We start from the raw sequence: 23,975 nt of genomic DNA on the forward strand, positions 1-23,975 counted from the left end.
GCTGCTGCGGCCAGTTGGGGTGGGTTGCGTACCTTGGCACTGATGAGTTTCGGTTTCACTTCCGCCCCTGTTTCTTCCGTTTCCGCCGATTGGCTGCTGGAAGCCATGCCCATTGGCCTGCTGGTGCTGGATGACCAGGGACGAATTCAGCGCCTGAATCAGCAGCTGGCTACGTGGCTGGGGCTGCCAGTCAGCCAGCTTGAAGGCCAACCCTTTGCCGCCCTACCCACGGCCGCAGTGCCCGCCCCGCTGCTGCTGGCACTGCAGCAACTCATGGCACAAGGTACAGTGGCACCAAGCCCGTATTTGCTGCCCAAGGCGCAACAGTGGGTAACGCTAAGCGGGCGTAGCCTGGCAGGGCAGCACGTTGTGTATTGGCAGGCCGGTGAGCCGCCGGTTCCGCCCGCCGCCCAACCCTTCACGGCAGAACTGACGGCGGAGCTGAACACGTACCGGGCCCTTTTTGAAGCCACGGACGATGGTTTCTGTGTCATCGAAATGCTGTTTGATGAACAGGACCGGCCCGTTGATTACCGCTTTCTGGATACCAATCCATCCTTCGAGCGCCAAACCGGCCTGCGCAATGTGCTGGGCCGGTGTGTGAGTGAGCTGGCCCCGGCCCTGGAGCAGCACTGGTTTGAGATGTACGGCCATGTAGCCCTGACCGGCGAGCCGCGCCACTGCCAGCAGTGGGCCACCGACCTGCACCGGTGGTTCGACGTATTGGCCTTCCGGATTGGCGAGCCCGCCCAGCGGTGCGTGGCCGTGCTGTTTCGGGATGAAACCAGCCGGAAGCATATCGAGGATGCGTTGCGGAACTCCGGGGAGCAGTTCCGGCTGGTGGCCAACCTGGTGCCTGACCTGCTCTGGACCAACACTGCCAACGGCTACACCGACTGGTGCAATCAGCGCTGGCTCGACTACACCGGCCAGACTCTGGAGGAAGTGTGCGGCTATGGCTGGGTAGAAGCCATTCACCCCGACGACCGGGCGGAGTCGCAGCGGCGTTTTGCGGCGGCGGTGGCCACTGGGCAGGCGCTGCACCTGGAGCACCGAATTAAGAGTGCCTCGGGTGAGTACCGGTGGTTTCTGGTGCAGGTAGTTCCTTTTTCGCAGCAGGATGGCCATGTTACGCAGTGGGTAGGGGCCGCTACCGACGTGCACGAGCTGAAACTGGCCGAAGAGGCCATTAGCCAGCACAAGCAGCAGCTGGAGCAGGAGGTGGTGGAGCGCACCCAGGCCCTGCAGGAAAGCCAGGCCCTGCTGCATTCCGTCTTCGAGGCCAGTATTAACTCCGTGACGGTGCTGGAAGCCGTGCGCGACGCCTCCGGCGAAATCATCGACTTCACTTACGTCCTGTCCAACCAGATTTCCCGCCTGTATAATAACGGCAATAGTACCCCCCCGGGTACCAGCTACACTACGGTACACCCCGGCGTTCGGAAAACGCCCGTGTTCGAAACCTTCAAGCACGTGGTAGCAACCGGGCAGCGGCTGGATATGGAATTGTACTACGGCCATGAGGATATCAACCAATGGTTTCGGGTGGTAGGCGCTAAGCTGCGCGACGGCCTAGTGGTAACCGCCGAAAACATCACCGACCGAAAAACCTACGAGCAGGAGCAAACCCGCAGCCTGCACCTCTTGCAGCAGGCCGAGGAGGTTGCCGTAATGGGGAGCTGGGAATACTACCCGGCCACCAGGCATATCCAGTGGTCGGCCGGAATGTACCACTTGTATGGCTGGCTGGCCACGGTACCGGCCACCCCGCTGCTGTACCTGCAATACGCGGCCCCGGAGTCGGAGGCAGCGGCCCGACAGCTGGTGGCGCAACTGCAGGCCGGGGAGGCCGGGTTTGAGCACACACTACGGCTGCGGCTGGATAAGGCCGAAAAAACGGTGCGCGTGAAGGCGGTGCTGGTGCCCGGCCTGGAAGGTCGCCCCGCCCGTTTGGTGGGCATGGATGTGGACATTAGTGAGCGGCAGCGGCTGGAAGAGGAAAACCTGCGCCTGCGCCTCACCCAGCAGCAGGAGCTGTTTGCAGCCGTGCAGCAGGCCCGGGAAGCCGAGCGGCGGCGGGTGGCCGAGGGCTTGCACAATGGCGTGGGGCAGATTCTGTACGCCACCAAGCTGCGCCTGGAGCAGCTGGCCGTGTTTGCCCGGCAGTTTACCCCGGAGGCCAAAGCGGCTTACCAGGAGTCCAGCCAATTGCTGGGCGAAGCCATGCGCCAGATTCGGGGCCTTTCCCACGAGCTGGTGCCCCACATTCTGGAGTCGTTTGGGCTGGCTAGCGCCTTCCTGGACATCGGCCACAAGCTTAGCAGCCCCCAGTTGCGGCTGGACTGCCGGAGCACGCTGGGGGAGGAGCAGAACCTATCGGCAGCGTTGCAGCTGGCGCTGTACCGCATGGCCCAGGAGCTGGCCCACAACATTGCCAAACATGCCCAGGGCGCTACGCGGGCCCGGGTGCAACTGGAGTCCGTTGAGGAAGGCGTGCTGCTGTGCGCCGAGGATAATGGCATCGGCTTTACTTCCGACCCCGCCCAAAGCACCGGGCTGGGCCTCCGCAGCATCCGCAACCAAGTGGAGCTGCTGGGTGGAACCATCACCATTGGTGCCGGGGCAGCTGGCGGAGCCAGCATACGGCTATACATCCCGCTCACCGGGCCGGTAATTCTGTAATTCAGTATTTGCTATAAGATGCACGCCTCAGGGTGTGACGTGTAATTATTTGAAAATACAGCGCAGTAATTACGAATTGCCTTAAATAGATGAATAATAAATAATGAAGTATAAGAAGGGTTAATAAAAAAATATAAAAATATTTTTCAATGCTATTGACATTGTGAAAATAACCTTTCTATCTTTGTCCCGTTCAAGAGCACCAACACATCCTCGAACGCCTAATTCTCATCTGTCATGCGCAGTCACTTCAACGAATATCAGCCAATGCTCTGCGGCGCGGATCAAAAGATCCAGCCGGGGTTCGGCGCGCATGCTACCAGATGAGGTTTCCTTAACCGACTATCATCTACGCAAACGCCCGAACCCCACCTGGTTCGGGCGTTTTTGCTTTCATCCTTCCACGACGTATTCTCTATTCCAATGTTCCTCTTCACTGCTTCGTCGCCCAACTACCGGCCATTGCTTGCTGCCCACGGGTGGCAGGTGGCCACCCCGGGCTCCGCGTTTATTTCGCAACTGCACCGCGCCTTTCCGTTCCGGTAAACTTCCGCTGGAGCGGGTGCTGAAAAAATAAACTGGTTGGTATTTATCTGCTAAGTAGCGCAAGAAAAATGCGCTGATGGAAAAATATTGCCTGTTGTTTTTGGTTTGCTAAATGGCTGTTTATTGTAAAATAAGTGGCCGGGAAACGTGCGCCTATTTTTTAAATAAGACATGATTCAGATAACAACACGGGGTGCCAGTGGCGCACCTTTTTCATCGGCTGCTCGGCCCCTGAGCAGCACTTTCCGATGGCAAATCGAAACAAGCCCCTCTCGGTGGAAGCCCAGACTGCCCGCCGCGCGGCTGCGGTGCTGGCCAACCGCCCCGCCGGACACAAATGGTCCGTAGCTCGGCAAATTGATTTTATCTGTACGTGCAGCTCGGTAGCCGAAGTGCACGCCCGGTTAGAGCCCGATACCGTGGCGGCCCGGCTGTACGGCCACTGCCTGCACGGCCTCCCCGCCGCTGAGCAGGCCATCAGCCGGGAAGCACTGCGGGCCCTGGCCCAAAGCCGCACCCACATCCTGACCCGCCCGGAGCTGGTGCCAGCGGTGGCGGCCATTACCCGGCTGTATCCGCGACGCTGCCGCGAGGTGGCGGCGTGGCACCCGCACCGGCGTAACGCGTTTCGGCAGCTCTACAGCCTGGTGCGCCACCTGTTCGATGCGTTTTATGACGTGCCGGGGTGGGTGGTGGAAGCCTGGGCAACCGGGCAGCTCACCCAGCACGAGGTGGACATGGCCCAGCTGACCGTGCACCTGGGCAGCGGCCAGGCTCTTCGGAGTTTTCCGAATCTGCCCGTGCCGCTGAGCCGCCGCCTGGAGCACGAAATGCGCCAGGCCCCCTACGAGTACACGCTGGTGCAGGCCGTGCGCTATGCCCAGCTGGCCGCCACCGATGCCCTACACCTGCTGCCGCCGGTGCTGGGTACGCGGCTGGGCCGCGAAATCACCCCGCAGGATGCCGCCTGGTTGCAGGTGGTGGCGTTTTTTCGGTCGGCTCCGCTGCCCGCCGGCGCGCAGCTGGGGCGGGTGTGCGAGTGGATTGAAGCCGTGCGCACGGTAGGCATCAACGGCCAACCACCGCACCCCGGCTTCTCGCTGAAAGGCCGCCGGCCGGCCGCCGTGCTGGCCCAGGCCCGGCAGTGGTACCGCCGCACGCAGCGGGCCCGGGAGTACTGGGGCTACAATGTGGGCCTGGCTACCACCTGGGAAGGGTTGCCGTTTGCGGGGTACACCGCCCCCGGCCCTCACCGGGTGCACATCATCCAGCTGCTCAACTACGCCGCGTTGGTGGAGGAAGGCAGCCTGCAAAAGCATTGCGTGTCGTCGTACGTGTACTACTGCCTGCGGGGCCACTGCGGCATCTTCTCGCTGCGCATCAACGGGGTGCGGGCCCTCACGATGGAAGTGGAGCCCAACCGCCAGATCGTGCAGGTGCGGGGCCGCGACAACCGCTCACCTACCGAGCCGGAGCTGCACTGGCTCCGGTGCTGGATGGCCGAAGCCGGCCTCAGCCTCAGCGCCACGGCCTACTAACCGCCCTGCTCATGCCTGCTCCCTCCAACACCACCCGGCCGGCCACCTCCGCCGCCGATATCCGCTCCTTCATCAATTACCTCCTGTCCTTGTCCTCCGTTCCACCGCCGCGCCCCCCGCACTAGCTCTGCTGCTTATCCGGTCGGGCGCGCCACTATCCTCCCATACGATGCGTTTCAACTATACTCCCGTTCCGGCGGCTACCGCCGTCAACCACGCCGGCGCACCTGCCTACGTGCTCACGTCGGCCCTGGAGCTGTACGCGGCCGTTGCCATGGCGGGCCTGCAGGACCAGTTCTACGAAAAAGCCGACACCCGCCTGGCCCGCCTGCGCCACCTGGTGGCCCATAACGATGCCCGGTTTGTAGCCCAGCTGGCCGTGTACGCCCGCGAAAAGCTGCACCTGCGCTCTGTGCCATTGGTGCTGGCCGTGGAGCTGGCCCGCCAGCACCGGGGTACCAGCCTGGTAAGCCGCCTGGTGGCCCGAGTGGTGCAGCGCCCCGACGAAATTACCGAGCTGCTGGCCTACTACGCCGCCGCCAACGGCCGGAGCGGCCCCAAAACGCTGGGCCGCCTGTCGAAGCAGGTGCAGAAAGGCTTGGCGCTGGCGTTCAACAAGTTTGATGGCTACCAGCTGGCCAAGTACAACCGGGCCGGGGCCGTGCGTCTGCGCGACGCGTTGTTCCTGGTGCACCCCCGCCCGCACGACGACGCCCGCCAGGCACTGTTCGACCAGCTGGCCGCCGACACGCTGCCCACGCCCTACACCTGGGAAACCGAGTTGTCGGCCCTGGGGCAGGCGAGCTTTGCCACCGCCGAGGCGCGCACCGCCGCGTTCCGGCAGAAGTGGACGGAGCTGATTGACAGCGGCAAGCTGGGCTACATGGCGCTGCTGCGCAACCTGCGCAACATCTTGGAAGCCCAGGTACCCGCCGAAGCCCTCGGCCGGGTGTGCGCCACCCTGGCCGACGCCCGGCAGGTGGCCCGCAGCAAGCAGCTGCCGTTCCGGTTCCTGGCCGCCTACCGGGAGGTACTGGCGCTGAAAACCGGCGTGCTGACCTCCGCACTCACGGCCCTGGGCTTGCAACCCAACCCGGTGGCCCAGGTGCTGGCGGCCCTGGAAACGGCCATCGGCCACAGCGCTGCCAACCTGCCCGGTTTCGGCTCCGAAACCCGGGTGGTAGTGGCCTGCGACGTGTCGGGCTCCATGCAGCAGCCGGTGTCGGCGCGCAGCAAGGTGCTGCTCTACGACGTGGGCCTGGTGCTGGGCATGCTGCTGCAGAGCCGCTGCCCGAACGTGGTAACCGGCATCTTCGGCAACGTCTGGAAGCGCATTGCGCTGCCCGCCGGACCGGTGCTGCGCAACGTGCAGGAGCTGTACAAGCGCGAAGGGGAGGTGGGCTACAGCACCAACGGCTACCTGGTGATTGAGGACCTGCGCCGCCGCCGCGAGGTGGTGGATAAGGTACTACTCTTCACCGACTGCCAGCTGTGGAACACTCACCTCAACGGCACCAGTATGGCCCAGGAATGGGCTGAGTACCGCCGCACCGTGGCCCCCCACGCCCGGCTCTACCTCTTCGACCTGGCTGGGCACGGCACCACTCCGGTGCAGGTGAAGCCCGAGCACGGCGCGTACCTGCTGGCCGGGTGGTCGGATAAACTATTTGACGTGCTGACGGCGCTGGAAAACGGCGGTTCGGCCCTCACCGAAATCGAGCAAATCGACTTCTAACCTATTACTCGTGCTATCCTTATCCAGCCGGTTGCTCGTGCCCTGATTGAATATGTTTACCGCGGCCCCGGGAGTGGCTTTGACACCTGTTATCCGCGGTGCCACTCCCGGGTTGCGTCCCGAAATTCCCACCTCCTTCCTGCTCCTTCCCATGAACCGAGAATTCCGCCAACAGATTGCCCAAACCACCCTGGCCGCCCTGCAAACCGGCTGCTACCAGTCCGGTGAGGGCCCGGCCGTAGACCTGGCCACCGCGCAGCGCGCCGCCGAAACCGGCAGCCGCCTTTACAGCCCCGCCGATGCCGGCCTGCTGCTGCGGGAGCTGCACCCGGTGCCCGGCCCCCCGGCCGATATCCGGGTGTATGCGGCCACCACGCTGGAAGCCGCCGCCCGCCTAACGGCGGAGTACCGGCGGGTGGGCTGCCTCAACTTTGCCTCGGCCCGTAACCCGGGCGGCGGGTTTCTGAATGGCAGTCAGGCGCAGGAAGAAAGCCTGGCGCGGTCCTCGGGGCTGTATCCGTGCCTCACGCAGTTCAAGCAGATGTACGCCCACAACAAGCGCCCCGACGGCACGGCCCTCTACAGCGACTACCTGGTGTACTCGCCCGGGGTGCCGGTGTTTCGCGGCGAGGCGGGGGAGTGGCTGCCGCAGCCGTTGCTGCTGGATATCATCACGGCCCCGGCCGTGAATGCCGGGGCGCTACAGCGCAACTCCCCGGAGCTGATGCCGCAGCTGGAGCCGGTGATGCGCCACCGCCTGCGGCTGGTGCTGGCCACGGCCATACGTCACGGCGTGGAAGCCCTCGTGCTGGGGGCCTGGGGCTGCGGGGTTTTCGGCAACGACCCGGCCCAGGTGGCCCGGCTGTTCCGCGAAGCCCTGGCCGACCCCGCCATCCGCAACCGGTTCCGCCGCATCGACTTTGCCATCTTCGACCCCAAGCCCCCGCACGCCGTGCTCCGGGCCTTCGAGGAAGCCTTGCAGGGCGCGTAGCCGGGTACGATATGTGACCTACCGCCCGTCATGCAGAGGCGCAGCAGAAGCATCTCGCTTAGCTGACGTCTGAATACCATCACAATAGCAGCACGCACGATGCTTCGGCCTCTGGCCTCTGCATGGCAGTTCAGTAACTTCAAAAACCGCTTAAATCATTTTTATTTCCATGTTCAAGGATAGATAATGTACGTTTTGGGAAGGTGGCTGCCGCTCATTGGGCATCCACCGGCCGGAATGGCTCCGATGCCGTGCGTTGCGGCCCGCCCATTCCACCCCGACTGACGCTTTCCGGCTACCCGTAGCCGGTGTCGTAGGCAGGCGTTCCTTCGTCTGGTTGAAGCCCACCTTCTTGGTGGGTCAGGGTTCGAATCCCCGCCGCGGCCTGGCCGCGGTGTACCGCCTGCCGCCCGTTGCCCGGCTACCGGGCCGGAAGCGCAGTCGATGGTTGTTTTTCGGGTAAGGCGGGTGCCGTAGCTGTGGCCTACTTCGCGCTCTTAACGCCCAGGTCGCGGGTTCGAGTCCCGCCGGTTTTTCTCTCGCGGGGAAGGCCGTAGCTCAGTTGGGTAGAGCAGGTCCTGGCCCGGCGCTTGTTGCCCCGCCCCACCCGAAACACCGGAAGCAGTGTCGTACGGTTGCCCTCCTTCGCAGGTCAATTTCGAGTAAAAAGAAATTCGCGGGTTCGAATCCCGCCGGCCCGCACACCCGGGCCGTGGCTGAGTGGCTGAAAGCACCTTTTTCTAGCGGGCAACCGGCCTGTTACTTGCTTCTGTTTATAGTGCCAAACGCTGCCCCGCCGGGGCCGGATGCCGTAGGGCGGCCATACTTCGCAATAGGGTTGCCCGGGTCGCAGGTTCGAATCCTGCCGCAGCAGTTGCCCCCAAACCGGGCGGCTGGTGCGTAGCTCAGCTGGTAGAGCAGGATAGAGGCCGCCCGCCTGTTGCTCTGGCCCGCGGTGGGCAGCGTTTGGAAGGAAGCACCTGCCCGGTGTCTTATAATCGGCTACTGGCTGGCTCACTTCGATTAGTTTGAAGCGCCGGTTTGGCCGATAGCCCGGGTAGGGTTTCCTGGATGAGTGGGTGAGTTCCGGCTGTCGTAAAGCCGCGTTCCTTCGACCTGTTTCGTCGCTACTGCTTTGGCGTAGCTGCACGCGGCTTGCTGGTTACGCCGGAACTCACCTTTCCGTCCTGTTTCTTTCTTCTTGATATAATTCGTTATGGCCTCACAATTACGCGGCAACGACCTTCGCCAACTGGGTTTCCCGGAAGGTCGGGCCATTGGGCTGGCGCTGGCTCAACTGCAGCGCAAGCACCTCAAAAAACTCTCGCAAACCGACCAGCTGACCTTGCTGAAGGAACTGCTGGCTAACCCCCAAACCTACCTCACCCACCTCGACTGGAGCCACACGGCCGCCGCGCTGCTGCCCCCGCCCAGCCGCCACATTGCCCTTGCCGAGCGCAAGGAGTACACCATCTTTGGGGCTGAGCACATCGAGCAGGGGGCCATTCATCAGATGGAAACGGCCATGAAGCTGCCCGTGGCGGTGGCCGGGGCCCTCATGCCCGATGCCCACCACGGCTACGGCCTGCCTATCGGGGGCGTGCTGGCCACCGATAATGCCGTAATTCCCTATGCCGTGGGCGTGGACATTGGGTGCCGCATGGCCCTGTCGGTGTTTCCGTTGCCGCCTAAGTTTCTGGAGCAGCGGGTGCAGGAGCTGCGCAAGCTGCTGCTGGAACACACCCGGTTCGGCGGGCGCGACGTCTTTCGCCACGGCCAGCGCCTCGACCACGCCGTGCTGAGCAGGGCGGAATTCCAAGACATTCCCTTCCTGCGCAATAAGCTGGACACAGCCGCAGCGCAGATTGGCTCCTCCGGCGGCGGCAACCACTTTGTAGAGTGGGGCGTGGTGGACATCCTCGACCCTGCCAACGAACTAGGCGTGCCGGTGGGCCAGTACTTGGGCCTGCTCTCGCACTCCGGTTCCCGGGGATTGGGGGCCAGCATTGCCAACCACTACACCAAGCTCGCGCAGGATACCTGCCAGCTCCCGGCCGAAGCCCGGCACTTGGCCTGGCTGAGCCTGGAGGCCGAAGCGGGGCAGGAATACTGGGCGGCCATGAGCCTGGCCGGGGACTACGCCTCGGCCTGTCACCACCAGATTCACCACCGCCTAGCCAAAGCACTCGGGGAAAAGCCCCTGGGAAAAGTAGAAAACCACCACAACTTTGCCTGGAAGGAGCAGCTGGTCTCGGGCCAGCAGGTGGTGGTGCACCGCAAGGGCGCTACCCCGGCCGGGGCGGGGGTACTGGGTATCATTCCCGGCTCCATGACGGCCCCCGGCTTCATTGTGCGGGGCCGGGGTGAAGCCAGCTCCCTAAGCTCGGCCTCGCACGGGGCGGGCCGGCTGATGTCGCGCACCCGGGCCAAGCAGGAGTTGGGCGAGGCCGAAGTGCGCCGCTACCTGCAGCAGCACGGGGTGGAACTCATCGGGGGCGGCCTCGATGAAGCTCCGCAGGCCTATAAAGACATCCGCCAGGTGATGCAGAGCCAGACTGGCCTAGTAGACGTGCTGGGTTCATTCACGCCGCGCATCGTGCGGATGGAAGGCGGCGTGTAGCGCCACCATTTGTTACGAAAAAAGCCCACCTGATAGTTCAGGTGGGCTTTTTTACTTTAGAAGTTCAGGAGCGGTGCCGCCGGTGCCGTTCGGGCGCAGTTTCCAGCGCCGCGCTGAGGGCACTGGGCCGATAAGAATCGGCTACCGGCAGCAGATTGGCCAACAGTAGCAGTGCTACCGCCGTGGTGGCCAAGTTGGGGGTGGAGACGCACGGTTCCATACAAAATGGGCTCTGATATACATAAGAACTGGACGACGGCCTGCTACCGGTGCGTGGGCGCTAGGCAATAGGATAAAAGAGGGCGGCTGCCTGCGTAGCGTTGCGCACTACTCAGGCTACTCGTGTAGGTGTACCTACGTGCACAAAAGTAGTATCGGTTTTTATGGAAGCCACTTTATTTCAGATAAGCTGGAGGTCGTGGTCGGTGAGTGAGGCTAATTGCTCGTTTAAATTAAGAAAGCTGAAGAACAGGGCAAGGCAAATAAGGAGTTGACGGATGTCTCTCTTCAAACTGAATGCATGTACATACTTGAATTGGATTTTCGCCAGCTATTGTGTTGGCTCAATCTGCACCACGTCGCCTACCCGCAGATTGCCGCCCTGCACAATGCGGGCGGTTAGGCCACCGTGGCCGCGCATGGCGTTGTAACCGCCGGGCCCTAGTTCTTCCTCCATGCGGGAGCAGGGGTGGCACTCACCCGTAATTTCCAGTATCACGTCGCTGCCAATGCGTACCCGGCGGTTTTTCAGCGCCAGTAGGTTCAGCCCGCTTACCACCAGGTTACGCCGTAGGCGTTGCGGGGCCACTGGTTCAGTCAGCCTCAGAAACCCGGCCACGGAAGCCAGGTGCTCCTGCTGAATGAGGGTAATCTGGCGCTTACCGCCGGCTTTGGGGCGGGCATGGTCGCCGTGGAGGTGGCGGTCGGTTTCGGCCGTAGCTTCAGGTACGCTCAGCATGCTCTCTCGCCGGGCGGGGCGCAAGCCAATCCACTCCAGACGGCCTTGCTGGGGTAGGGTGTTGAGAAGCCGGGCTATCGTCGATTTATCGTCGCCAAAAAACGGGAAGGGCATACAGTCAGAGGGAAAAGGAGGTACAGAAATCAGCGGATTTCGGAGTGGCGGATTTGGCCGCCCAGGTTGCCGGCTCGGGCCAGCAGGCCAAAGCTCAGTAATGCCCCCGCTAGAGCCGCCAGCGTAAACAGCCGGGCCCGGGTGGTCACCAGCAAAGCCAACAGGGCCAGTGCTCCGGTGAGTTCAAGGGCCCAGAAACCCAGCTCCGCTGCCTCCTCATGGGCATGAATCAACTGGTGCGTGATACCGGGAATCTTTTCCACCACTTCCTCGGCACCTTCCCCGGTATGCTGGGTAAGAATAGCCAAAGCAGCGGCTCCCAGCAAACTAACGAGCCCAACCCGGGTGATGGTGGGGTTGCGGCGCACCACGCCAACGGCCAGCACCAGCAGGCCAAATAAGCTGCCCAGAATAGGCGTGTGGTTCAGAAGCAAGTGCAGATGTGCTTCATTCATAACAGGAAGTGGAGGGAGAAAGAAGAAAAAAGGGAATTAGTGCGACTCAAACTGCCGGGCTACCAAAAAGGCGGCTCCTGCAGCTAGGGCACCGGTGCCGGCCATTTTAAGGGCTCCCAGCACGGGCGGCTGGCCCGTCAGGCGGCTTTTCAGGTAGCCGAAAATCAGCAGGCAGACCAGCGTAATTACCGCCGACCACAGCAGGCCCTGCGTGGGCGTACTGGTAAAAAAATAGCCACTCAACGGAATTAGCCCGCCCAGCGCATACGCAATGCTGATGGTAACGGCACTCTTGGGGGCCTGCTTGGGGTCCGGTTTCTCGAGCCCGAGTTCGTATTTCATCATGAAGCGCACCCACTGGTCTCGGTCGTCGGTGAGTTCCTGCAAGGCTAGCGCCCGGGTTTTTTCCGACAGCCCCATTTCAGCCAGTAGCTCATCTACCTCGGCCCGCTCCACGTGCGGTACTTCGTCAATTTCCCGGTATTCGCGCTGCAGCTCCGAGGCGTAGTGCTCTACCTCGGTGCGGCCTGCCAGGTAGCCGCCCAGCCCCATGGCAATGGAGCCCGCCACAATTTCGGCTAGCCCCGCCGTAATCACCAGCCCCGACGACTGCACGGCCCCACTCAGCCCGGCCGCCAGCGCAAACGGCACCGTAAGCCCATCGGATAAGCCAATGACAATATCCTGCAGCATGGCCGAACTGGTCAGGTGTTCTTCGGGGTGGGGATGCACGTGCTGCATGGTCAAAAAAAAGGCCTTGGGATTAACCTGGAGCGGAATATACGCGTATGCTGAGCAAACGAACGGCTTCTCCCGCCCGCCGTTATTTCTTCGACCCTATTCTTTCCTCTGAACAGTATCATGGCTAAATCAACTGCCAAATCGGCCCCGGCTGCCAAAGCCGCGCCGGCCGCTGCTCCCAAAGCCCCCGCTGCCAAGCGTACGGCCGCCGCTTCTGCCAATGGCCAAAGCGCCCCCAGCGTGCAGCCCATCCTGAACCAGCAGTTCAACGCCCCGGCCCCGCTGCAGAAGTACGGCACCGTGTCGCAGCGCCTGCCCATCGGCCTCGATGAGAAAACCCGGCAGCAGAGCGTGACCCAGCTCAACCAGCTGCTGGCCGATACCATTACCCTGCGCGACCTGTACAAAAAACACCACTGGCAGGTAGTAGGCCCTACTTTTTACCAATTGCACCTGCTCTACGATAAGCACTACGAGGAGCAGAGCACTCTGGTAGACACTATTGCCGAGCGAATTCAGATTCTGGGTGGGGTGGCCGTGGCTATGGCCGCCGACGTGGCCGAACTAACCAGCATTCCGCGCCCGCCCCGCGACCGGGAAGAGGCTCCCGTGCAGGTATCTCGCTTGCTGGAAGCCCACCAGATTATGCTCAAAAACTGCCACGATTACGCTAAGCAAGCCGATGAGGCCGGCGACGATGGCACCAATGACTTGGTAGTAAGCGACGTGATGCGCACCAACGAAATGCAGGTGTGGTTTATCTCGGAGCACGTGGTAGACACCCCGCTGGCCCGCGCTGAGTAGGTCGCAGCCATTTTGGTACAGTAAAGGCGGCTCCCAGCCCGGGAGCCGCCTTTGTTGTTATTGATGGTGGGCGCGTCGCTTTTCCTGGTGGTTTTCCTCCGCCTCTTCCACTGAGTGGGTGCGGCCTAAATCGTGGTCCTGTTTGGCTTTGTCGGCCAGCAAACAGAAATAGCCGTGCAACAGGTTGATTTCTTCTTCCGAAAAATCCTGGGCATTAATCAGGCGGTTGCTGGCTCCCTTGTGCGCGGCAATCAGCTCATTCAGCTTCAGGTGCAGCACCAGGGAGTCCTTATTCTGGGCCCGCTGAATGAGGAATACCATCAGAAAGGTTACGATGGTGGTACCTGTGTTGATGACCAACTGCCAGTTTTCGGAGTAGTGAAACAACGGCCCCGTAACGGCCCACACTATCACCGTACCTAAGGCCAGGCAGAAGGCCAGCGTGGAGCCCGACCACGTGGTAACCACCCCAGCAAACTGGGCAAAAAAGCTGGAATGGGTGGGCTCGGTTGGATTAACGCGGTTCTGCATGATCAGGAGAATGGTGAGAGAAGTGACTTTTGGGTAAATGTGAAGCTGGCTACGTGAGGACAAAATGAAATTTTATTGTCTGACAATGAGCCTTCAACCCCTGTATGGGGCATTGAAGTGGTAAAAAATAGGGCAGGGGCTTGCTCGCTTCGTCGCAACCCTCTACTTTTGTCCTCGATTCGCCGCCTCAGTGAATCCGGAAGCTAAAGCTTCTGCCCAAGTAAAGGAGTGCTAGCCGTCATCTGCGCACGTGGTGAAACTGGTAGACACGCCATCTTGAGGGGGTGGTGCCTTCGGGTGTGGGAGTTCGAATCTCCCCGCGCGCACTCTGGTAAAAAGCCGCTTCGGTTCGCCGAGGCGGCTTTTTTGCTCTCTGGGTGGGTTGAGGTAAGATTCCCTCAAAGCGGGTATTAGGTCCGGTTCTTTTCGTTTCTTAGCGACCTACTCCCGTGCTTTCATGAAACTACCCTCCCTGCAGTACTTGGCTGCCGAAGCGGTTCGCGTGGTGCGGCGCTTTCCCCACGTGTTGTTGTGTGCCGTGGTGCTGTGCGGCGTGGGCATATACACCAACCACCTTAACTACCAGGAGAAGCATCACCTGGATTGGCTGTTTCCGGTGTTGTCGGCGGCGGGGCTGGGCTTGTCGGGTACACTGGCCGTGGCCCTCACAGCCGAGCGGTACCGCTGGCGGTCGGCCACCCGGTGGGGTGCTTTAGCGGTAGTGCTGGGGCTGTTGGCGGTTTGGTATGCTATGGCACCAGCCGAGCCTACTCCTGAGTGGGGTGCCCGGCTGGCCTTATTGCTGTTGGGTACGCACCTGTCAGTAGCCGCCGGGCCTTACCTCTCCGAACTGCGTCGCCAAGCCGATACGCCGGGCTTCTGGCATTATAACGAAACCCTGTTCCTGCGCATCCTTACCTCTGGGCTGTACTCCGGAGTGCTGTTTGCGGGTTGCGCGCTGGCTTTGGTAGCCATTGAAAACCTCTTTTTCGTGGATATTAGGCCGCGCGTCTATGCCGATTTGTGTGTAGTGCTGGGCTCCATCTTCAACACCTGGTTTTTCCTGGCTGGCGTACCGCGTGATTTTGCGGCGCTGGAGCAAGAAACCAGCTACCCAAAGGGGCTGAAGGTATTCACCCAGTTTGTGCTGCTGCCGTTAGTAGTGCTGTACCTGGGCATCCTGTACGCTTACATGGGGCGCATCATCCTGCTCTGGACGTTGCCCAAAGGCTGGGTGTCGTTGCTGGTGCTGGCGTTGGCGGTAGCCGGCATATTCGCCCTGCTCCTGATTCACCCCATCCGCCATGCCGCCGAAAACACCTGGATTCGCACGTTCGGGCGGTGGTTTTACTTGGCGTTGTTTCCGTTGCTGGGGTTACTGGCCGTGGCCATCAGCACCCGCATCCAGGCCTATGGCATCACCGAGGAACGGTATTTCGTGCTGGTGCTGGCCGCCTAGCTGTTCGGTATTGCCATGTACTTTCTGGTGCGGCGCGGGCAGGGCATTATCTGGATTCCAGCTTCGCTGGCGGTAGTGGCTCTTATGGCGGCGGGCGGGCCCTGGGGCGCCTTTGCCGTGGCCCAGCGCAGCCAATTAAGTCAGTTGCAAGAAATCAGCGTGGAGTATGGGTTACTAAAGGATGGTAAGCTGGACGGGTCTGGGAAGCGGGTGAAGAATCTACCTGAAGAGGCTCGCAAGCGCATCAGTTCGGTGTTCGACTTCTTCGCGCACCGGGAAGCAGTAGATGAGTTACAGCCGTTGTTTGTCGCAAAGCTTACCGTGCCGGATTCGCTCCGCAGTATGCCTCGGTGGTTACGCACACGGCAGCAAACCAAGCAACTCTACGCTATCAGTGGGTTCCCAGAGTGGAATGAATACGCTGATGATTCAGAAGAAAACTCAGGCATCATTTCTTTCTATACCGAAAACCCTGAAGTGCACACCTTAGGGAATGGACGCTACTGGGTGCCAAACGTCAATTCAGGTGTAGTTGAAGTAGGAGGCACTATTCCGCTAACCCTCCTGGAAGGCAACTACCGCCTGCGTATTCCGGATTCGGGTGAGGAAGTAATTCTAGAGCAGGAACGAGCAACGGGGCAATGGCAACCGCAACTAACGGCACATCTGAACCGTCTGGCCGACTCATTAGTGGTACAAACTAATGCTCAGCGAAATACTTCCCAAGAATTGCCGGCCCGGTCACTCACGCTAGGTACCACCCAAAGCAGATACACGCTACATCTTTATTTGCAACGGCTAACCTGCGACATACAGCACAACAACAGCTACACTTTTGAGGGCAGCGCGTTGCTTGAAATAACATCTGCTAGTGGGAAACCAGCGAAATAACCCAATACAAAAAGAGCCGTTGGCAGCACGCCAACGGCTCTTTTTTCAAGTAACCAGATGTATTATTCCCACTCAATGGTTGCTGGTGGCTTCGAACTGATGTCGTACACCACGCGGTTGATGCCGCGCACCTGGTTGATGATTTTGTTGCTCACCTCGGCCAGGAACTCGTAGGGTAAGTGGGCCCAGTCGGCCGTCATGCCATCCACGCTGGTTACGGCGCGCAGGGCTACCACCCGCTCGTAGGTCCGTTCGTCGCCCATCACGCCCACGCTCTGCACGGGCAGCAACATCACGCCAGCCTGCCACACTTTCTCGTAGAGGCCGTGCTCTTTTAGGCCGTTGATGAAAATAGCGTCGGCGCGCTGGAGCAGGTCCACTTTCTCCGGGGTAATGTCGCCGAGGATGCGGATACCCAGGCCGGGGCCGGGGAAGGGGTGACGATGCAGGATGTTGGCGGGCAGCTCCAGGGTATGGCCTACTTCGCGCACCTCATCCTTGAACAGGGCCCGTAGCGGCTCCACAATCCGCAGGTTCATCTTCTCGGGCAGGCCGCCCACGTTGTGGTGGCTTTTGATGGTCACGGCCGGACCCTTCACCGATACCGACTCAATCACGTCGGGATAAATAGTACCCTGGGCCAGCCAGCGGGCTCCCTCCACTTTCTGCGCTTCCCGGTCGAACACCTCAATGAAGGTGCGGCCGATGGCTTTGCGCTTCAGCTCCGGGTCGGTCAGGCCCGCCAGCGAGTCGTAAAACTCCTGGGAGGCATCCACGCCGCGCACGTTCAGGCCCAGGCCCTGGTAGGAGTGAAGCACCTGCTCGTACTCGTCCTTGCGCAGCAGTCCGTTGTTCACGAAAATGCCGTGCAGGCGCTTGCCAATGGCCTTGTGCAGCAGCAGCGCCGCCACCGACGAATCGACCCCGCCCGAGAGGCCCAGAATCACCTGGTCTTCTTCGCCAATAGTGCGCTGCAGAGTTTCTACCATCGAATCCACGAAGTGCTCCGGCGTCCAGCTCTGGTCCAGTCCGCATATGTTCACCACGAAGTTCTGCAGCAGCGTTTTGCCGTCGGTGGAGTGCGTTACCTCGGGATGGAACTGGATACCGTAGGTTTCCTGACCTTCAATTTTGAAGGCGGCCACGGCTACCTCGGGGGTGCTGGCAATGATATCGAAGCCCTGGGGCAGGGTCTTAATGGTGTCGCCGTGCGACATCCACACCTGCGACTCGGTGGGTACACCGTGCAATAGGGGCGAGTCGTGCAGGACGCGGCTGAGGCGGGCCCGGCCGTACTCCCGGATGGTGGCGGGCAGCACCTCGCCGCCTTGCTGGTGGGCCAGCAGTTGCGCGCCGTAGCACACGCCCAGCACTGGCACCTGGCCCAGGTAGCGGCTCAAGTCAGGATTGGGCGAGTCGGCGTCGCGCACGGAGCAGGGGGAGCCCGAAAGCACAACGCCCCGGATATCCTCAGTGAGGGCCGGGGCGTGGTTATACGGATGAATTTCGCAGTAAACGTTCAATTCCCGGATGCGCCGGGCAATGAGTTGGGTGTACTGCGACCCAAAATCGAGAATCAGAATTTGTTGCGGCATGGGCAAAAGTAGCGCACAGATGTCAGAACCCCCGAATCCATGGGTAAATTTTTCATCCGGCAGCGCTACTGCTCCAACCCTTGCCCTGGAGAACCAACTGTTATCTTGGTCTCAAGCATGGAGTGTCACATTTGTTAGGGGGCAGCAAAGTAGAGAGGCTTTCATACAGCTATACATGCTGGATTTACTGCCAGAGTGCCATGGAATTTCGCTGGAAATACAAGTCACAAACAGAGCAGTATTTGCCTTTACAGTAGGCAGCGTACTCCGCATTTTTGTGAACGTCCGATCTGGTTTGCTAATCCCCTCATCATGCATTCAACTCTACCTTTAGTGGCCCTTTCCCTGCTGGGGGCGCTGGCCCTGCCTACCACCACCGTGGCACAGCAGTCTGCCGAGCCCGCCACTGCGGATGCGGCCAAGGCACCGCTGCTGGCCGACGCCCGGGCGCAGTCCGTCAGCCGTACCGAAAAAAAAGTGCTGGCTGGTAACGTGGTTGACGAGTGGGGCAACCCACTGAAGGGGGCTACGGTGATGATTGTGGGCGACCATCTGCACTCCGTTAGTACCAACTCGGCCGGTGACTATCTATTGCCCGTGGGGGTGGCAACCCCCGTTATCCGGGTAAGCTTTGCCGGTTATGAAGATGCAGAGCGGGTAGCCCGTGGCCCCGCCGACCTGCTGTTTAAACTGGAACCCATAAAAGGCTACCGCAAGGAGCTGAAAAAGCGAACCAAAGCAGCCACCCGGGCCTGGAAACACTGATTTTGGGGGTGCTAGCGGCTGCTTTACGCAAAAGAAAGCCCTTGATTGCCTTGCTGATATCCTCCCGAGTAAGAAAAAAGCCTGCCCGATGTGCCGGTTTCGCTGAAAGGGTTTCTATCTTTGCAACGGCGAGTCAGAACGACCAGCTCCTGCTGAACTCCCCCAGGACCGGAAGGTAGCAAGGGTAAGTGGTTGAGCGGTGCGATTTTGGCTCGCTTTTTTTATCACGGATTGAGCCGGATTCTCCGGACTGCACGCTTAGCGTGACCAATTCGCCTCTAACAGAAAGCGGCCTGATTTCGGGCCGCTTTCTGTGTTTTACAGCCTTTGCCAGCCTAAGGCCCGGGAGCTGGCGGTACAAAATCCAAGCAATCCGCTAAATCCGATAAATCAGTGCTTAGCTTTGCGAGCATTGTTGTTTTCCAACCTACCCGCATGAAATTTTTCATTGATACTGCCAACCTGAAGGAGATTCAGGAAGCTGTGGAGCTCGGCGTGCTCGACGGCGTAACCACCAACCCCTCCCTGATGGCCAAAGAGGGCATCAAGGGCACCGACGCGGTGATGGCGCACTACCGCCAGATCTGCGAAATTGTGGACGGCGACGTGTCGGCGGAAGTAATTGCTACCGACTTCGAAGGCATCATTCGGGAAGGAGAGGCCTTGGCTGAGCTGCACCCCAACATTGTGGTGAAAGTGCCCATGATTCGGGACGGCGTAAAGGCTATTCGCTACTTCTCCGATAAAGGCATCAAAACCAACTGCACCCTGATTTTCTCGGCTGGGCAGGCGCTGCTGGCTGCTAAAGCCGGTGCCACCTACGTGTCGCCCTTCGTGGGCCGCCTGGATGACATTGGAGCCGACGGCTTGCTGCTCATTCAGCAGATTGTAGACATCTTCTCGAACTACGGCTACCCCACGCAGGTGCTGGCCGCCTCGGTGCGCCACGTGCCGCACCTGATTCAGTGCGCCGAGCTGGGTGCCGACGTGGTAACCTGTCCGCTGAACGTAATTACCGGCCTGCTGAACCACCCCCTGACCGACAAAGGCCTGGCCGCCTTCCTGGCCGACCACAAGCGGGTAAACGGCTAATTGCATACAGGAGCTAGGAGTGAGAGGCTACGTACTGAAATTGCCGAACTTGGCCGCCAGCATCTATCTTCTCACTCCTAACTTCTAGCTCCTCCTCTATGTATATTATCAAAGTAAAAGGCAAGGCCAAAATTCCGGACTACATTCAGTTGCGGGACGAGGCGTTTGTGCTGATTGCCTATTTCCGGGCCGACCGTCCCCTGAAGGACCTGAACCGCTACGGGCTGGAGGGCAAAGAAGAGGCGCTGGCCGCCGTAATTGCCGGTCTGGAGTTTGGCAAGCTGCAGAAGCTGACCATCTGAATCCGTTAGCGTCAGGGTTTTCTGGCGGTGCCTTTAAGAAACAACTATGACTGTACTGGAGCTGCACGACGCCTACATCATGCAGGACGTGAATACGGTGCTGCGCAACGTGAGCTTCGCACTGGAGAAGGGCGAGTTTGCCTACCTGGTAGGGCGCACTGGCTCTGGCAAAAGCTCGTTGCTGAAAACCCTGTACGCCGATTTGCCATTGCCGGCCGGTACGGGCACCGTGGCGGGTTTTCCGCTGCCCCGGGCTGGCTCCTCCGATAAAGTGCCGTACCTGCGGCGCAAGCTGGGCATCATCTTCCAGGATTTTCAGCTGTTATTTGACCGCACCGTGGCCGAAAACCTACTGTTTGTGCTGAATGCCACCGGCTGGAAAGGCAAAGCCCGCAAGCAGCAGCGCATTTCAGAGGTGCTCATGCGTGTGGGGCTGGCCAGTGTGGCCGCCAAAATGCCTCACCAACTCTCGGGAGGCGAGCAGCAGCGCGTGGTTATTGCCCGGGCCCTGCTGAACGAGCCGCTGCTGTTGCTGGCCGATGAGCCCACCGGTAACCTCGACCCCGACGTGGCCGACAGCATTATGCGCCTGTTCACGGAAATCAACAACGCGGGCACGGCCGTGCTCATGGCCACGCACAACTACCAGCTTATTCAGCAGTACCCGCACCGCGTGCTGAAGTGCGAGCAGGGCCAATTGGTGGATTCGGCCAAGACTCCATTTGAGCTGAGCTAGCGCGTGCCGTGGGAAAGGGGCAATCTGCTGGGCTCCGGATGTCGTACACGAGTAAAAAACATCTGCCTAGCTTGGGCTGCTGACAACCATTTGGGCGCGGGTGGGCTCTTGTGCAAGGGCTTTCCATGTGGTTTCTTGATTTTTCGTTTGCTTCTCTAAAGAATGACAGGACTTTCGGTACTGATTCCGGTGTTCAACTACGATGTGCGGCCCTTGGTGCGCGCCCTGTTGGCACAGGCAGCCGATTGGCCGGGGCCCGTGGTCATTCATTGCCTGGATGATGGCTCGGAGGAGCAGATTCGTCGGTATAACCAGGAGTTGGCGCAGCTGTCCGGGGTGAGGTACCAGGAGTTGGGTCGGAATGTGGGCCGGTCGGCCATCCGAAACCAACTGGCCGCAACGGCGGCCCACGAGTGGCTCCTGTTGCTGGATAACGACAGCCGCCTGCCCGATGCGCAGTTTCTGGCCCGCTATGCCGCGGCCCGGCAGCTGGCTCCAGTGCTATCGGGCGGTACTGCCTACGAGGCCGCGCCGCCCCCCGAAACCTCTTTGCGGCTGCGGTGGCTGTATGGCCGGCACCGGGAGGCGCGCCCAGCTGCCGTGCGGCAGCGCGCCCCGCACGGCCAGCTCACGCTCAACAACCTGCTGGTGCGCAAAGACGTGTTCTGCCAGCTGGGGCTCGATGAAACGCTGACCCGCTACGGCCACGAGGATACCAAGTTTGGCTGGGCCCTGCGGCACCGCAATATTCAGGTGTACCACCTCGATAACCCGGTGCTGCACGACGGGCTGGAGCCGGCTCCGGTATTCCTGCAAAAAACCCACGACGCCGTACGTAACCTGGTGCTGCTGTACCAGGCCGAGGGGCTGGGGGCAGATACCAAGCTGCTGCAAGCCGCTTTGCGCCTGAAACGCTGGGGACTAAGCGAAGCCGTGCGAACTGCCTTTGGCCTGCGCCGCGAGCAGGTGCGCCGCAACCTGTTATCAAGCCGACCCAGCCTGCGGCAGCTGGATGCGCTAAAGCTCTACTGGCTGCTGAATGAGCTCCGTTGAGGTGCAGGAGATACCATAGCTCAAAAAAAGCACCAAGGCCCGCTTCCTGAGGAAACGGGCCTTGGTGCTTTTAAAATAGGCGCGGCCTTAGTCTTTCTTATCGTCTTTGCCGTCGAATACGTCCTTTACGGCGCCGCCTACTTTCTTGCCGGCATTCTTCACGTCCTTGGCAGTATTGCTAGCGGCGCGGCCTACAGCCGAGCGTTCATCTTGGGTTTCGTCGGCTACATTTTCGGCACCTCGCTCGGTGGCGTTACCTACTTGTGCCGCCCGAGCTTCGGCTTTATCATACGATTTGAAGGCCGCGTACTTCAGCTTTTCTTTCTGAATCTCAGCCAGGTCGCCCGCCGGAATGTCCTTCTTCACTTTGTCGTATGCCTCATCCAGGGCCCGCCATTCGGCGTTGATATTGCGCCAGTCGTCAATGTCGTACTGGTCTTCATTGCGCTTGATGTCGTTTACGAAAGCCTCATAGGTCTGGCGGGCATTAGCGGCGGTGAGGCGGCTAGCCGGTGAGCTGGGTTTATAGTATTTTCCCAGCTTCATGGTGCCGGAGGTGCTGGTGCTGCCATTCATGGCGGCGGTAGCGCCGGGGCGGTTACGCCACGTCATTTCGCGCTTGTCGTAGGCGGTGGTGTAGCGGGTGCGGAGCTGCTCAATTTCCTGCCGGCGGGCATCGTCGTACTGGTCGGCGTAGCGGTCCACGGCGGCTACTTTGGCATCAAAATCAGATTTGAGCTGCGTGGTTTCCCGGTCGTAGTCGGCCTCCGCTTCCGAGGCTACTGCGTCGGCTTTGGCTTCCGTATTAGCTACAAAGGTTTTAAAGTCATTGTAGGCCTGCTCACTGTCGGCCGATACTTCCTGCTGCTGCGACTGGTTGCAGCTGCTAAAAGCGGTGCCGCCCAAAACGAACATGGCCAGCAAGGCATTGCGGGTGAGGGTATTTCGAATCATGGCAGAAGAGGGTAGGTTGGAGAGAGAAAAAAGCAGGTGATGCCGGGAATATTTCTGAACCTAACGCAACCTAATTGGCCCTGGTTACACCCGCCCGCGGACGTGCCGGCTGGTGGGTTCTATCTTTACCCGCCGAAGGTCTCTGCTATCCTATGTCTGTTCCAACCTCGCCTATTCCCAAAATTCAGCTGCTGGACCTCGCCGCCCAGCACGCACCACTGCAAGCCGCCCTGGAAGCCGCCGTGCAGGAAACCCTGCAGGAAGCGCACTTTATTCAGGGGCCGGCCGTAGTAGAATTTGCGCAGGAGCTGAGCCAGTACCTTGGAGGCCCGCACGTGATACCCTGCGCCAACGGTACCGATGCGCTGCAGCTGGCCCTGATGAGCCTGAACCTGCCAGCGGGCAGCGAGGTAATTGTGCCCGCCTTTACCTATGTGGCTACGCTGGAGGCAGCGGCGGTATTAGGGTTGGTGCCGGTGCCCGCCGATGTGCTGTCGGATACCTTCAACCTGGACCCAGCCGCGGCCGCGGCTGCCGTAACCGGCCGCACCGGAGCTATTATAGCAGTGCATTTGTTTGGACAGTGTGCCAACCTGGAAGCCCTGCGCCAGGTAGCCGACCGATACCACTTGGCACTGATTGAAGACAATGCCCAAGCCATTGGGGCCACGTACCGCACCAGCACCGGCGAAACCTGGGTGGCCGGCACAGTGGGCGAAGTGGGTACCACATCCTTTTTTCCCAGCAAAAACCTGGGCGGTTTCGGTGATGGCGGGGCCTTGTTTACTCGCGACGCCGCCCGGGCCGATTACCTGCGCCAGCTGGCCAACCACGGCCAGACGCGCAAGTATCACCACCAGCACGTGGGGCTTAACTCCCGCCTTGATACGCTGCAGGCCGCCTTGCTGCGCGTGAAGCTGCCGCACTTGCCTGCCTGGACGGCGGCCCGCCAGCGCGTGGCCGCTCATTATGATGCGCTGCTACGGAACGTGCCGGACGTGCAGGTGCCACAGCGCGACCCGCGTAGTACCCACGTATTTCACCAGTACACCATCACCGTGCCCGATGCGCCCGGCCGCCGCGACGCGCTGCAGGAGTTTTTGCGGCGCAGGGCAGTGCCTACGCAGGTATACTACCCACTGCCCAACCATTTGCAGCCAGCATACCAGCACTTAGGATATCAAGCGGGGCAGTTTCCGGTAGCGGAGCGCCTATGCCGTACTGTCTTGTCGCTGCCGATTCATCCGACTCTCTCCGAGCAGCAGGTGGCGCACGTGGCGGCGGCGGTGCATGAGTGGGCGGGGACCTGAGCCCTGCGCCAGTGCCCCAGGTTGGGACGCTGAGCAGCCGAAAATCCGCGTTGGGTGGTCTGCCATGCGGGGTGGGTGGAAAACTTTTTCCCGGAATTGGACA

At 60.7% G+C, this 23,975-nt stretch carries 22 protein-coding genes, 1 tRNA gene and 1 other RNA gene; 17 read left to right on the forward strand and 7 right to left on the reverse strand.

The genetic code is table 11. The features are described from left to right. Positions 1-42: 42 nt before the first annotated feature. From LF252_RS03880 to LF252_RS03900, 6 genes are all read left to right on the forward strand, one after another. Positions 43-2,682 (forward strand): PAS domain-containing sensor histidine kinase, encoded by a 2,640-nt coding sequence (locus LF252_RS03880; protein WP_226267797.1) that lies wholly within the window; start codon positions 43-45, stop codon positions 2,680-2,682. 423 nt (positions 2,683-3,105) lie between these two features. Beyond that, the gene (locus LF252_RS22765; protein WP_262904834.1) at positions 3,106-3,228 is read left to right on the forward strand and encodes a hypothetical protein; all 123 of its coding nucleotides are present in this window, start codon (positions 3,106-3,108) and stop codon (positions 3,226-3,228) included. 248 nt (positions 3,229-3,476) lie between these two features. Beyond that, positions 3,477-4,766, forward strand: coding sequence for a PcfJ domain-containing protein (locus tag LF252_RS03885; RefSeq protein WP_226267798.1), 1,290 nt, complete (start codon positions 3,477-3,479; stop codon positions 4,764-4,766). A 169-nt stretch (positions 4,767-4,935) separates the two neighbouring features. Continuing rightward, entirely contained in the window at positions 4,936-6,501 is a 1,566-nt protein-coding gene (locus tag LF252_RS03890; protein ID WP_226267800.1) for a TROVE domain-containing protein, read from the forward strand. A gap of 151 nt (positions 6,502-6,652) precedes the next feature. Beyond that, complete coding sequence (locus LF252_RS03895) at positions 6,653-7,492, forward strand: TIGR02452 family protein (protein ID WP_226267802.1); 840 nt, start codon at positions 6,653-6,655, stop codon at positions 7,490-7,492. Positions 7,493-8,708: 1,216 nt separating this feature from the next. Next, positions 8,709-10,112 (forward strand): RtcB family protein, encoded by a 1,404-nt coding sequence (locus LF252_RS03900; protein ID WP_226267804.1) that lies wholly within the window; start codon positions 8,709-8,711, stop codon positions 10,110-10,112. A gap of 64 nt (positions 10,113-10,176) precedes the next feature. Here the strand turns inward: LF252_RS03900 and LF252_RS03905 are convergent, their stop codons facing one another. The 4 genes from LF252_RS03905 to LF252_RS03920 all read right to left on the reverse strand — a co-directional run bounded on the left by LF252_RS03905 (position 10,177) and on the right by LF252_RS03920 (position 12,380). Beyond that, the gene (locus LF252_RS03905) at positions 10,177-10,332 is read right to left on the reverse strand and encodes a hypothetical protein (RefSeq protein WP_226267806.1); all 156 of its coding nucleotides are present in this window, start codon (positions 10,330-10,332) and stop codon (positions 10,177-10,179) included. 330 nt (positions 10,333-10,662) lie between these two features. Further along, the gene (locus tag LF252_RS03910; protein ID WP_226267808.1) at positions 10,663-11,184 is read right to left on the reverse strand and encodes an MOSC domain-containing protein; all 522 of its coding nucleotides are present in this window, start codon (positions 11,182-11,184) and stop codon (positions 10,663-10,665) included. Positions 11,185-11,213: 29 nt separating this feature from the next. Further along, the gene (locus LF252_RS03915; RefSeq protein ID WP_226267810.1) at positions 11,214-11,639 is read right to left on the reverse strand and encodes a hypothetical protein; all 426 of its coding nucleotides are present in this window, start codon (positions 11,637-11,639) and stop codon (positions 11,214-11,216) included. Between the two features lie 36 nt (positions 11,640-11,675). Beyond that, complete coding sequence (locus tag LF252_RS03920; RefSeq protein ID WP_226267812.1) at positions 11,676-12,380, reverse strand: VIT1/CCC1 transporter family protein; 705 nt, start codon at positions 12,378-12,380, stop codon at positions 11,676-11,678. A gap of 120 nt (positions 12,381-12,500) precedes the next feature. On the opposite strand from LF252_RS03920, the gene LF252_RS03925 reads away from it, so the two are divergent. Beyond that, the gene (locus LF252_RS03925; RefSeq protein WP_226267814.1) at positions 12,501-13,184 is read left to right on the forward strand and encodes a Dps family protein; all 684 of its coding nucleotides are present in this window, start codon (positions 12,501-12,503) and stop codon (positions 13,182-13,184) included. A gap of 57 nt (positions 13,185-13,241) precedes the next feature. Here LF252_RS03925 and LF252_RS03930 read toward each other — a convergent pair whose 3' ends face one another. Continuing rightward, on the reverse strand, positions 13,242-13,715 hold the full coding sequence (locus LF252_RS03930) for a low affinity iron permease family protein (RefSeq protein WP_226267816.1): 474 nt from the start codon (positions 13,713-13,715) through the stop codon (positions 13,242-13,244). A gap of 244 nt (positions 13,716-13,959) precedes the next feature. Here LF252_RS03930 and LF252_RS03935 point away from each other — a divergent pair. From LF252_RS03935 to LF252_RS03945, 3 genes are all read left to right on the forward strand, one after another. Further along, positions 13,960-14,041, forward strand: a tRNA-Leu gene (locus LF252_RS03935). Positions 14,042-14,172: 131 nt separating this feature from the next. Further along, a complete protein-coding gene (locus LF252_RS03940) occupies positions 14,173-15,174 on the forward strand; it encodes a DUF4153 domain-containing protein (RefSeq protein ID WP_226267818.1) in 1,002 nt (333 codons plus the stop codon). Positions 15,175-15,189: 15 nt separating this feature from the next. Further along, positions 15,190-16,065 carry a DUF4153 domain-containing protein gene (locus tag LF252_RS03945; protein WP_226267821.1) on the forward strand — a complete coding sequence of 292 codons (876 nt, stop codon included), beginning with the start codon at positions 15,190-15,192 and terminating at the stop codon, positions 16,063-16,065. Between the two features lie 62 nt (positions 16,066-16,127). On the opposite strand, the gene guaA is transcribed toward LF252_RS03945, so the two are convergent. Beyond that, entirely contained in the window at positions 16,128-17,660 is a 1,533-nt protein-coding gene (gene guaA, locus LF252_RS03950) for a glutamine-hydrolyzing GMP synthase (protein ID WP_226267823.1), read from the reverse strand. Positions 17,661-17,972: 312 nt separating this feature from the next. On the opposite strand from guaA, the gene LF252_RS03955 reads away from it, so the two are divergent. From LF252_RS03955 to LF252_RS03980, 6 genes are all read left to right on the forward strand, one after another. Then, on the forward strand, positions 17,973-18,425 hold the full coding sequence (locus tag LF252_RS03955) for a carboxypeptidase-like regulatory domain-containing protein (protein ID WP_226267825.1): 453 nt from the start codon (positions 17,973-17,975) through the stop codon (positions 18,423-18,425). A 125-nt stretch (positions 18,426-18,550) separates the two neighbouring features. Further along, positions 18,551-18,647, forward strand: an RNA gene (gene ffs, locus LF252_RS03960) — signal recognition particle sRNA small type. Positions 18,648-18,860: 213 nt separating this feature from the next. Further along, a complete protein-coding gene (gene fsa / locus LF252_RS03965) occupies positions 18,861-19,517 on the forward strand; it encodes a fructose-6-phosphate aldolase (RefSeq protein ID WP_226267827.1) in 657 nt (218 codons plus the stop codon). Positions 19,518-19,615: 98 nt separating this feature from the next. After that, complete coding sequence (locus tag LF252_RS03970) at positions 19,616-19,819, forward strand: fructose-6-phosphate aldolase (protein ID WP_226267829.1); 204 nt, start codon at positions 19,616-19,618, stop codon at positions 19,817-19,819. A gap of 46 nt (positions 19,820-19,865) precedes the next feature. Then, the gene (locus LF252_RS03975; protein ID WP_226267831.1) at positions 19,866-20,555 is read left to right on the forward strand and encodes a cell division ATP-binding protein FtsE; all 690 of its coding nucleotides are present in this window, start codon (positions 19,866-19,868) and stop codon (positions 20,553-20,555) included. A gap of 162 nt (positions 20,556-20,717) precedes the next feature. Continuing rightward, positions 20,718-21,608, forward strand: a complete 891-nt coding sequence (locus LF252_RS03980; RefSeq protein ID WP_226267833.1) for a glycosyltransferase family 2 protein — start codon at positions 20,718-20,720, stop codon at positions 21,606-21,608. A gap of 87 nt (positions 21,609-21,695) precedes the next feature. Here the strand turns inward: LF252_RS03980 and LF252_RS03985 are convergent, their stop codons facing one another. Beyond that, a complete protein-coding gene (locus LF252_RS03985) occupies positions 21,696-22,562 on the reverse strand; it encodes a DUF6565 domain-containing protein (protein WP_226267835.1) in 867 nt (288 codons plus the stop codon). Positions 22,563-22,714: 152 nt separating this feature from the next. Between LF252_RS03985 and LF252_RS03990 the strand changes: the two genes are divergently transcribed. Further along, entirely contained in the window at positions 22,715-23,872 is a 1,158-nt protein-coding gene (locus LF252_RS03990; RefSeq protein ID WP_226267836.1) for a DegT/DnrJ/EryC1/StrS family aminotransferase, read from the forward strand. The last annotated feature ends 103 nt before the right edge of the window (positions 23,873-23,975 follow it).

It is taken from the genome of Hymenobacter pini (assembly GCF_020421205.1).
GTDB lineage: Bacteria > Bacteroidota > Bacteroidia > Cytophagales > Hymenobacteraceae > Hymenobacter > Hymenobacter pini.